Below are 9,974 nucleotides of genomic sequence, written 5' to 3' on the forward strand. Positions count from 1 at the left end.
GATAAAATTGGTATTTTCCTATATCTCCAAAATTGTATATAGTATTGTTATCGACTATAGTTAGAGAGTAGTGACGCGAGTGAAATTAGTAAATTTTTCTGGAACCTATTAAAGAACTGCATATAATATTATCTCCATGCTTTGAGGAGAGTAGTGTCGTAGATAGAATCGACTCTCTCTCTCTCTCTCTCTCTCTCTCTCTCTCTCTCTCTCTCTCAATAAAATATCAGACAATAATACAGGAATTTTCCAAAAATCTTCTGGTGAATGATAAATACATACAGCTAGTTTAGGATGATCTTCTTGTAAGTGTTTTTTAGCACCACATAGAGCGGCATATTCGGCTCCTTCGATATCCAATTTTATGTAAGTAATCGGTTCATAGATGTATTCATCCAAAGAAACTACATCAATAATTGTATCACCTTGATTGCTGATTTTACTACCTTGAGTATTGTCTGCATGAAATTTTAATGTTTTGGTTTGCGAGTAGAGGCCTTTAGGAAAAATTTCTATATTGGGAAAATCTTTTAAGTTTTCCTTTGTTGTAAGATAATTGTTGTGATCAGGCTCGAAAACATAGATTTTTTTATATTTATGATTTACTTTTTCAATAAAAATACGAGATGTTTCTCCGTCGTAAGCTCCGCCGTCGATAAATACTTCGTTTTCAGAGAAGGACATAAATGAATCTTCAAAATATTCCTGAGATGGGTCGCCGCTGAAACTTTTAGCGAGGTAAGAATCACCAAAACTTAAGCGATACATAATAAGATTATCAAATGTGTATTTAGATATTTCATCGTAGAGCATTTCTCGGAATTTTATGTATTTATTTTTATGTTGAACAAGATCTTCAAGTATATTCACATAACAAGGATGAGTTTCGAATTCGTTGTGATATAATGCTACAACATTATAATCAATGTAATTTATAAATCCAGAAGTTGTTAATTGCTGTTTTATTTCAAAATAGTAAAGCAAAGATGCAATAATAATAACCGGCTGAGCTGTTTTATCCAGTTCCTCAAACGAATACACAGGAAATCCGTCAAGTTTTTGATATTGAAGCTGCGTATTGTTATCAATAAAACCCTTAATATTCCATTTTAATTTTTGACATGCTTTTAGTGCTTTTTGTCCCAAATTTTTAGCTCCAAAAATATAAATCGGTTTTTGTGAAAGTAAGTCTAATTTGTGCTGGTACAGTCTAAAAATATTATCTTTTAATTCTTTTGTGGAAGATAGTTTTTGTAATTTTTCAACAACTTCCATTATAACCCTCGATTATAAATTTTATGCTTTAATGTTGCGTCATGAGCATATACCGAATCAATGCTGTCAATATAGATAGGATCATCAGCAGCAATATCATGAAGTAAAATTTCGCCGTTCATGAGTTCACGGCAAGATATTTGTCCTTTCTGCAAAGGAATAGCAAGATAGATATCTTTTTCTGTTAAGGTTTCTCCAGCTTTTAAGTTACGTTTTGCATAGACACCCCTGACTAGGGCATCTAAATATTCAATTTCTTTTTGAGGAGGGATACGCTTTTGTGACGGCGAACCCCCACAAATCATTTGAGCTTTTTTATAAGCTTTAATCCAACGATCAAAATCAGCCGGCAGAGAGTTATAAGCTGAAACTTGAATACCGTCATCGTTAATATCGACATGCCTTTCAAAAGTCCGCGCCCCTTTTGCATAAGCAATCAACATGGTTGATTCGATATCTTCATTATGTTCATGCGTCGAAAATCCAATAATTAAATGAGGATAGCGATTTTTTAGAAAATCAATTTGATTGAGTTCCAATTCATGTTTTTCAGAAGGGTAAATTGATACACAATGATTGATACAGAATGGGATCTCCCGCTTTGTGAAAAAATGTACTAAATCGTCAATATCCTTAAGCGAAGTACCCCCTGTCGATACAATAACAGGTTTTCGTGTTGTTGCTATTTTTTCAATTAATACCCAGTCATTGATATCTGATGATGCAATTTTAATGATATCGATGCCTAAATCAACGCAAGTATCAACTGATTGTTCATCGAATGGAGTAGACATCGTAATACAACTTGCATCTCGTATTGCTTGAATCAACGTAGCACAATCACTATAATTGAGTTTAGTGTCTATTGTTTTTTTGATATATCTGATATCGGTTCTGTGTTGAAAATCTTTGTGAATAAAGCGGTCAACATCGCGAAATTGTAATTTTATTGCTGCTTTAATATTGTTGAATCGCACAATTTTAGAAAATTCGGAAATTATTTTTTGACCTCTTTTGACATCTCCTAAATGATTATTTGCAACCTCTAGGACAAATAAGTCTTCAAAAATATTATTGATAGACGGCATTTTATACTCCTTTATTTTTTTATTAATTCTGTTATTTTTTTTAATCCTTCAAAAGTTTCGTCTATAGCATTGGCTGATTGAATGACATTTGTTTTTAATATCTCCTTTAAATATTCTTTAATGAGTGGGATTTTTTGTGGAATGCCTCCTGCCAATAAAAGGTTATTATAATGTAATCGATAATCCTGTAGAATTTGAATATATTGATTAATGTAGCATTTTAGTAAAGAACTGTAATAATTTTGCAGAGTAAAAGAATATTCGTTTATATTTAAAATGCTTGCTCTCTCTCTCTCTCTCTCTCTCTCTCTCTCTCTTGTATGCTCCTTCAAAGATCGCAAGATTAATATCTAACGTTGCAGTTTCCAACGATCCTAAATTTAATGTTTGAAATAAATCCCATGCGTTTTTGTATGAATTTCCTATATTTATACACTCTTGGATAAATCCAATAAACTGATTCAGTACACGTCCTGACGGAATATGCGTGATAATTGATAAATTCTCATTATTAAAATAGGGGCGTTGTTCTATAGATGCGTATGGATCTAATTCTGATATTTGTGCTACTTGTGACCCGGTTCCTAAATTGAAAATAACATCATTTTTTTTCACCCCACTTCCTAACAGAGCGCATTGATTATCGCCTACTGGTGTATATATTGAAATGTTATGGATACTGCCAACAATTTCTATAGCAGATGTTGGCATGTTAGTAGTGATTTCGTATCCTAACTCATTACAGAGTCGAAAAAATTCTTCATAAGGCTGGTTTTGGTAAATATCCCAAATTCCTAAACCTGCCAATAAAGTATTGTGTATTTTCGAACCTATAATAATTTCCGGTAAAGAAATTATTTTTATTTTTTTAGGAAGATCCTGTGTACGTAATAAATGTAAAAGATTGATTGCCGGAAGTCCGTTTTTAATGTTCATTCCGGTTTTTTCTCTGAATGTTGGCAATCTTTTACGTGCCCATTCATACGTAGAAATGTTTCCTACTACATCTGCTGCCCTGTTGTCCTGCCAACTGATATAATTAGTAAGAAAATTATTATTACAGTCGCATAAAGCAAATCCATGCATTTCCGAGCAAATAAAAAATTTTTTAATGGAGAAATTATGATAAGTATTCAGGATTTCTTGAAATAAATCCTGAATTTTTTGTAGTGAAATTTCATAATAATGAGAAGCCCTTAATTCTTTAGCTACGGGAGTAAAGTTTTGTATTTGAATATATTGTCCATTTGTAAAAATTGCTGTCTTAATACGTGAAGCACCAAAATCAATAAACAGATAGGGCATTAGAATTCCTCCTTAATAATGTGAGCTATTTCATCCAGTAAATCTTTAGTTAAAGGAATCTGAATAAAAGTGGTTATTCCAATATCACGGATTAAAACTAATGTCAGTGATTGGCCCATAGTTTTTTTATCTTTTTTGAGCAAGGACTCTAAATGCAGCAAAGGCAAATGGCGAATTTGAGATATCTCTACTAAAGATACAGAGGATTTTTTTATTTCCTTGTATAATGCAAGATCAAGCATTTTTCTATTGCATGCAAGTTTGTTGGCAATAACAATGCCTGCTGCTACGGCTTGACCATGAGGAATTTTGTAATCAGATAAAATTTCAAGCGCATGTCCTAATGTATGTCCATAATTCAAGCTTTTTCGGATATTTTTTTCAAATTCATCTTCTTCTATAATTTCTTTTTTAACATGAAGTGCACTCAAAATTAATTTTTTATAAACTGAATAATCATTTGTTAATGGAATTTTAAGTTCTGAATATAACGAAAATGTTGCATGTCCACCTGTAATGGATAATTTTAAAATTTCTCCTAATCCTGAATATAATTCCTGACTTGTTAGAGTTTTTAGAAAATTTGGATTGATGATGATTTTTGAAGGAGCAGAAAATAAGCCCAATTGATTTTTTGCTTCATTATGGTTAATACCTGTCTTGCCTCCGATGCAACTATCACACATTGCCAGTAATGTTGTTGGAAAAAATATCCAATTAATTCCTCTTTTGTAGCACGCACCTACAAAAGCACCAATATCTTGTGTAATTCCTCCACCTACTACTACTAAAGTCTCTGATTTTGAAAATTCTTGTTTTTCCAGAAATTCAATAACCTTTAGGACTGTATGAATTGTTTTATTTGTTTCTACAGCGTCGATTTGAAATATTTTTTCGTGAGGGATTTGAATATTTTGTTCATAAATTTTGTAAAGATTTTTATCAATCAGGAGAGTATTTCTGTTATTTTCTGTTAGTATTTTGTTGATAGCCTGAAGTACATCGTTATTTTCATTCCATTCTACCGTATAGTTTTGATGTAAAGATCGAACCGTAAACATATCAATACTACTAAAATTTTTTGGAAGAGAAAAAGTATGATCTTCAATTTTAAATAACGATTTATTCATTTTTGGAATCCTCCTGCCATAAAACCTCCATCTACAATAATATTTTGTCCGGAAATATAGGTATTTTGTTCAGAACAGAGCATATATGCAATGTTAGCAATATCTTCAACTGATCCTAAGCGTTTAAGTGGTATTTTTGTTTGTAAATTCTGAATTTTTTCTAAAGAATTATTTTTCCGTGTCATTTGGGTGTCAACAAATCCTGGAGATAGAGTATTTACTTTGATATTATAGGAACCTAATTCAAGGCATGCTGTTTGCATAAGTCCGTTCATAGCATGTTTTGACATAACATAGCTAGCTCGTTCTTCACGTGCAATTGTGCCATATAATGATGAAATGCCTAAAACATAACCTTTTTTTTTCTGCTTAAAAAAAGGAATCAAATAAGATAAAATTTGAAAAAATGATAAAGTATTGATTTGCAAAGTTTTTTGTAATTCGCATAATTTGAGGGCTTCCAGTGAATATAGAGTATTATATCCTGCACAATGAATGAATGCTAAATACTCTAAGGAATGTTGATTAAAATAGTTATCAATATTTTGTGGATCACAAAGATCTAGTTCTTGACGGGTTGGTGCTGTTACTTTATAACCTTTGCTGAGGAACAGCTGAGCGATTGCTTGCCCAATATTTCCGGAAGCTCCTGTTAACAATAGATTTTTCATTATGCCTCCTGATGCTATCTTCGCCCGATTGCTTTTAGCAACCGGTATCCAAAAGAATAGAATATTGAACCAAAATTTTTTATCATTAGTTTTAAAGCTTTTATTTCGCCAATAGCTTGAAATTTGTGGGGTGAATGTAAAACATCAGTTATGAAAATTTCAATACACAAAGATAAAGTGTTGTTTTTTTGCAGTTCGTTAAGAATACGTTTTTGGCTGCACGGAGGAAAGTGCATAAAAGTTCGAAAATAAGGAGAAATACGGTCAAAAAGCATTTTATTATATGTTTTTCCCCAATACTTATCAATATCATACTTTTGGAAAATTTCTTTAGTTTTTTTGATGGTGTAACAAGCATCTGCGAAATACTTTGGAAAATTTCCTTCCCAATCTGTTGAAGTGACTCCAACTTTGAGCCTATAATGATATAGTCTATCATCAAGGCATATACATGTATCGATAAATGGTAGATAAGCGCTGACAAGTAGAAAATCTTCCATCATAATTAAATGGGGTGTATCTCCACATAAATATATAGCTTCGAGAGCTTTTTCTCGCTTAATGATATATGTTACTGCTCCATAAGATAATGTGTTTCTTGGATTTAAATCATTGTTTGGTCCAAGAATGCGGAAATTTAGTATTGCTTTTTGAAATTCGTGTTTTGATAATAAAGTATTTTTTAAAACAAAAGGGTAGGATTCTTTATCTCCTTCGTTGTGATTTATCCCAATACAACATATATCTAATTTCTGATTTTTTTGTGTCAGAGCATCGTAAATTTTTTCACAAGCATTCAATTCTAACCAATCATCGCTGTCAATATGTTGAATATATTCTCCGGTTGCAGCTTTTATGCCTGTTTTTCTAGCTTCGAAACTTCCTTTATTAGTGCTATGGGATATTAAATGTATTCGTTTATCTTTTTTTTGATACTCTTTAATGATCTCAATACATTTGCCTGGAGAGCAATCATCGACAACAATAATCTCAATATCAGGTAGAGTTTGATTTAAAAGACTATCAATACATGCAGGAAGATACTTTTCTGTATTGTAAACAATGACAATAATGGAAATTTTTGGTATCATTATTTCTTTACCACTTTTAAATTAAATAATCCAAATATCTTATTAATCATCTTTTTGAGACGTTTGTAAATAGTATTTTTTGGGTAATGCAGTTCTATCATTTTAGTGTATATTTGGGGTTCTGTAGTTTTGATTATGCTGTTTTCCAATAAGGAAACGATATGATTTTTATTATAATTTTTTTGCAGTGCGTCGATATGAGCCGAAAAAACTGCCATAATCTCGTGTTCTGGATTTCTACTTAAAATTTCTTCTTTTTTATCAGGAAATTTTTTTAATGCCAAGTTGAAAATAGATCTTACTGTGTTAGGAAGATGTTCAAATTGCGATCCAAAATTTATACTGGCAGAATCGCAATTAACCGAATGAATTCTGTAACTACCAATTACTTCGGAAAGAAAATACACATCACCAAAAAGAGGCAATGTTCTCCACATCCATCTATCATGTCCGGGTTGTTGATATTCCAAACACTTTGATTTATCAATTATCGATTTACGTGAAAGAGCAAAAAAACCAGTGATATGTTCAAACCCTTCAGTTTCATAATTCAGAAAAAAATCTATTCCTTTGATCAGGCGTTTGGTGGTAACTCCTTCGATTACTATTTTATTTTCTTGTATATATTCCAGTTGGTTAAGACCACGAACTAAGACTATTTCGGGATTTTTTTCCATAATGCTCACTGCATGCGAAAAAAATGTTGGGCTGATTAGGTAGTCATCGTCGCAAAGAAACATAAAATATTTGCCTGTTGCCGTTTTGTAAGCATTTAATCCGTTTTTTTCTGGGCCAATATTTTCTTGTCTGCGTATATATCTTACTCTGGCATCATTAAGATATTGTTGTACTAATTTATCTGTGCCGTCATCCGAAGCATTATCCGAAATAATAAGTTCTATATGTTGATAATTTTGAGTAAGAACACTTTCTATTGCTTCTTTGAGCATATTTTTTCTGTTGTAAGTTGGAATAACCACTGAAACAATTGCATTTGTTTCCATATAATCTTTCCTGTGAATATACTTATGTTATTTTAAAAAATTACTCTTAATGTTTTTTCTTATTTCCAATCCAAATATTGAAAATAATTTTTTAACTGCTTTTTTTATAGAGAAAAATTTTGAATCTTTTAATTTAACTGAAGGACTTAAAGCTTCTTCCAAAGCATAATAAATATCAGGATATTTTTCTCTTAGTTTATGAAAACTGTTAAGTAATTTTAATGCGTCTCCAGTACTCTCTCTCTCTCTCTCTCTCTCTCTCTCTCTCTCTCTCTCTCTCTCTCTCTTGTACTAATTCCAAACAATAAAGTATTACAGCATAAGTAAATCTATTAAAAAAATTATCAATATCTTGAGTTCTTTCCGGATATAAAGCTTTAGCTTTTATTGCAAGAGATTCTGTTCCAATGTATAAGTCTTCTATTCTTTTGAAAAGTTCCGGATTATAACTATTACCGCTTAGAGCTTTTCTATAATAGCCGATAACTTCTGGCATAAGATACACATCTCCTAACAAAGTGCATCCTAAAGCAGTAAACCCATCATCTGCTTCGTGCATGTAAAACGCATCAAAATCAAGCATCGATTGAGTGCGACGAAATGTAAACCAATAAGTAAAAGGTTGATATTCTCCGGTCAAGTAATAACAGAAATAATCAATACCTTTAACAATTTGGTGTGCGTTGGCGATTGTTGGAATCAATGTTATCGTATTATTTGCAATGTCGTGGGCATGAACAATACCACGGATAATCGAAATATTTGGGTTCTTTTCCATAATAGCAACAGCTTTTGAAAAAAAACGATCATTGATCAAATAATCATCATCATTAAGACAAAAAAAATATTTTCCTGTTGATGCTAAAAATCCTTCTTTTATATTTCTGGCAATTCCGATATTTTGAGGACGTTGTATATAGATAATCCGCGAGTCATTCAAATAAGATTGCATCATTATATGTGTGCCATCAGTAGAAGCATTATCTGTAACGATTATTTCTAAATTTTTATAATCCTGCTTTAATACGCTGTCCAATGCTCGTTTTAGTAGGTCTTTTCTGTTATAAGTCGGAATAACGACAGATACTTTAGAATTCATGAATTCTCTCCTGGATAAATATTTTGAAAGAATCAACCACATAATCGATCATTTCAGGAGTGATGCCGTGATAAAGACCTATCCAAAAGGTATTATTCATCACAACATCTGTATTTGCCAAATTACCAACAACTCTATATTGTACATTTTTCATATAGGGTTGTTTTGTCAGATTTCCAGCAAATAATAAGCGTGTTCCTATTTTCTTTTCATTCAAATATTGAGTAATTTCATTACGGGTAAAAGGAGCTGTTTTTTTAACGGTTAATAAAAATCCGAACAGAGAAGGATCACTTTTAGGTGTAAGTTCTGGCAAAATAAAATATTCTTGAAATTGAGACATTTTTTCCATGAGCAATTTATAATTACGCCGTCTTATCGCTATAAATTCTGGCAATTTTTCTATTTGAGCATCAGCAACAGCTGCCTGCATATCAGTAATCTTCAGATTATATCCAAGATGAGAATAAACGTATTTGTGGTCATAGCCTTGCGGAAGCCCACCAAACTGCATATTAAACCGCTTATGGCAAGTATCATCGCATCCAGGGGAACACCAACAATCCCTGCCCCAATCGCGAATGCTTTCCATTGCTTTTTTCAGCATAGGATCGTCCGTCAGAACGGCTCCACCTTCTCCCATCGTAATATGATGAGCCGGATAAAAACTTAATGTAGACACATGGCCAAAAGTCCCTAATTTTTTACCGCCATATGTGCCCCCAAGAGAATCACAACAATCTTCAACGACCCATAAATTATGTTTATTCGCAAATTCCATGACAGCATCAAGATCAAACGGATTCCCTAATGTGTGTGCTAACATAATGGCTCTTGTTTTAGAACTCAGAGATTTTTCCAGCATAGAAATATCAATGTTATAAGTAGGAAGAGTAATGTCAAGAAATACCGGTATGAGCCTGTTTTGTAAAATAGGATTCACAGTAGTCGGAAACCCCGCCGCAACAGTAATAACTTCACTGCCTGGAAGTATTTGTTTTTCCTTCATCAGAGGAGATGTCATAGCAGATAATGCTAATAAATTTGCTGAGGATCCTGAGTTACATGTAAGAGCATATTTTACACCAACAAATTCACGAAGCTTTTTTTCAAAACTAGCGTTAAAACGATAGGTAGTAAGATGAAAATCCAAGGCACTTTCCACTAAATTGCATACTTCATGGTAATCAAAAACTTTACCACTGATAGGAATATTTGTTTTTCTTGGCATAAAAGACTCAGAAGAAAATTTTTCCTTTGCATATTCTTTCGTTAATGCAATTATTTGTTCTTTCAATTTATTTTCCATTA

The 9,974-nt window shown here is 32.2% G+C and carries 9 protein-coding genes; all 9 read right to left on the reverse strand.

The genetic code is table 11. From position 1 onward, the window contains the following. Window positions 1-108: 108 nt before the first annotated feature. A complete protein-coding gene (locus tag BM018_RS05380; RefSeq protein ID WP_092319388.1) occupies window positions 109-1,275 on the reverse strand; it encodes an FkbM family methyltransferase in 1,167 nt (388 codons plus the stop codon). After that, the gene (locus BM018_RS05385; protein WP_092319390.1) at window positions 1,275-2,363 is read right to left on the reverse strand and encodes an N-acetylneuraminate synthase family protein; all 1,089 of its coding nucleotides are present in this window, start codon (window positions 2,361-2,363) and stop codon (window positions 1,275-1,277) included. Before BM018_RS05385 ends, BM018_RS05380 begins: the two co-directional genes overlap by 1 nt. 207 nt (window positions 2,364-2,570) lie before the next feature. Next, window positions 2,571-3,668, reverse strand: a complete 1,098-nt coding sequence (locus BM018_RS05390) for an FGGY family carbohydrate kinase (RefSeq protein WP_092319392.1) — start codon at window positions 3,666-3,668, stop codon at window positions 2,571-2,573. Then, window positions 3,668-4,798: a 3-dehydroquinate synthase gene (locus tag BM018_RS05395; RefSeq protein ID WP_092319394.1), complete on the reverse strand. Its 1,131-nt coding sequence runs from the start codon at window positions 4,796-4,798 to the stop codon at window positions 3,668-3,670. The genes BM018_RS05390 and BM018_RS05395 overlap by 1 nt, the downstream gene beginning before the upstream one ends. Then, window positions 4,795-5,469, reverse strand: a complete 675-nt coding sequence (locus BM018_RS05400; RefSeq protein WP_092319396.1) for an SDR family NAD(P)-dependent oxidoreductase — start codon at window positions 5,467-5,469, stop codon at window positions 4,795-4,797. Before BM018_RS05400 ends, BM018_RS05395 begins: the two co-directional genes overlap by 4 nt. A gap of 14 nt (window positions 5,470-5,483) precedes the next feature. Further along, window positions 5,484-6,560, reverse strand: a complete 1,077-nt coding sequence (locus BM018_RS05405) for a glycosyltransferase family 2 protein (RefSeq protein WP_092319398.1) — start codon at window positions 6,558-6,560, stop codon at window positions 5,484-5,486. Beyond that, window positions 6,560-7,564: a glycosyltransferase family 2 protein gene (locus BM018_RS05410; protein ID WP_092319400.1), complete on the reverse strand. Its 1,005-nt coding sequence runs from the start codon at window positions 7,562-7,564 to the stop codon at window positions 6,560-6,562. The genes BM018_RS05405 and BM018_RS05410 overlap by 1 nt, the downstream gene beginning before the upstream one ends. 208 nt (window positions 7,565-7,772) lie before the next feature. Continuing rightward, a complete protein-coding gene (locus tag BM018_RS05415; protein ID WP_159428199.1) occupies window positions 7,773-8,663 on the reverse strand; it encodes a glycosyltransferase family 2 protein in 891 nt (296 codons plus the stop codon). Beyond that, a complete protein-coding gene (gene rfbH, locus BM018_RS05420; protein ID WP_092319404.1) occupies window positions 8,653-9,972 on the reverse strand; it encodes a lipopolysaccharide biosynthesis protein RfbH in 1,320 nt (439 codons plus the stop codon). Before rfbH ends, BM018_RS05415 begins: the two co-directional genes overlap by 11 nt. Window positions 9,973-9,974: the final 2 nt, after the last annotated feature.

This window comes from Brevinema andersonii (assembly GCF_900112165.1).
GTDB classification, from domain to species: domain Bacteria; phylum Spirochaetota; class Brevinematia; order Brevinematales; family Brevinemataceae; genus Brevinema; species Brevinema andersonii.

Bases quoted from the DNA above. Each gene is read 5' to 3' on its own strand.
- BM018_RS05380 (WP_092319388.1), bottom strand. From the start codon at position 1,275: ATGGAAGTTGTTGAAAAATTACAAAAACTATCTTCCACAAAAGAATTA.
- BM018_RS05385 (WP_092319390.1), bottom strand. From the start codon at position 2,363: ATGCCGTCTATCAATAATATTTTTGAAGACTTATTTGTCCTAGAGGTT.
- BM018_RS05390 (WP_092319392.1), bottom strand. From the start codon at position 3,668: ATGCCCTATCTGTTTATTGATTTTGGTGCTTCACGTATTAAGACAGCA.
- BM018_RS05395 (WP_092319394.1), bottom strand. From the start codon at position 4,798: ATGAATAAATCGTTATTTAAAATTGAAGATCATACTTTTTCTCTTCCA.
- BM018_RS05400 (WP_092319396.1), bottom strand. From the start codon at position 5,469: ATGAAAAATCTATTGTTAACAGGAGCTTCCGGAAATATTGGGCAAGCA.
- BM018_RS05405 (WP_092319398.1), bottom strand. From the start codon at position 6,560: ATGATACCAAAAATTTCCATTATTGTCATTGTTTACAATACAGAAAAG.
- BM018_RS05410 (WP_092319400.1), bottom strand. From the start codon at position 7,564: ATGGAAACAAATGCAATTGTTTCAGTGGTTATTCCAACTTACAACAGA.
- BM018_RS05415 (WP_159428199.1), bottom strand. From the start codon at position 8,663: ATGAATTCTAAAGTATCTGTCGTTATTCCGACTTATAACAGAAAAGAC.
- rfbH (WP_092319404.1), bottom strand. From the start codon at position 9,972: ATGGAAAATAAATTGAAAGAACAAATAATTGCATTAACGAAAGAATAT.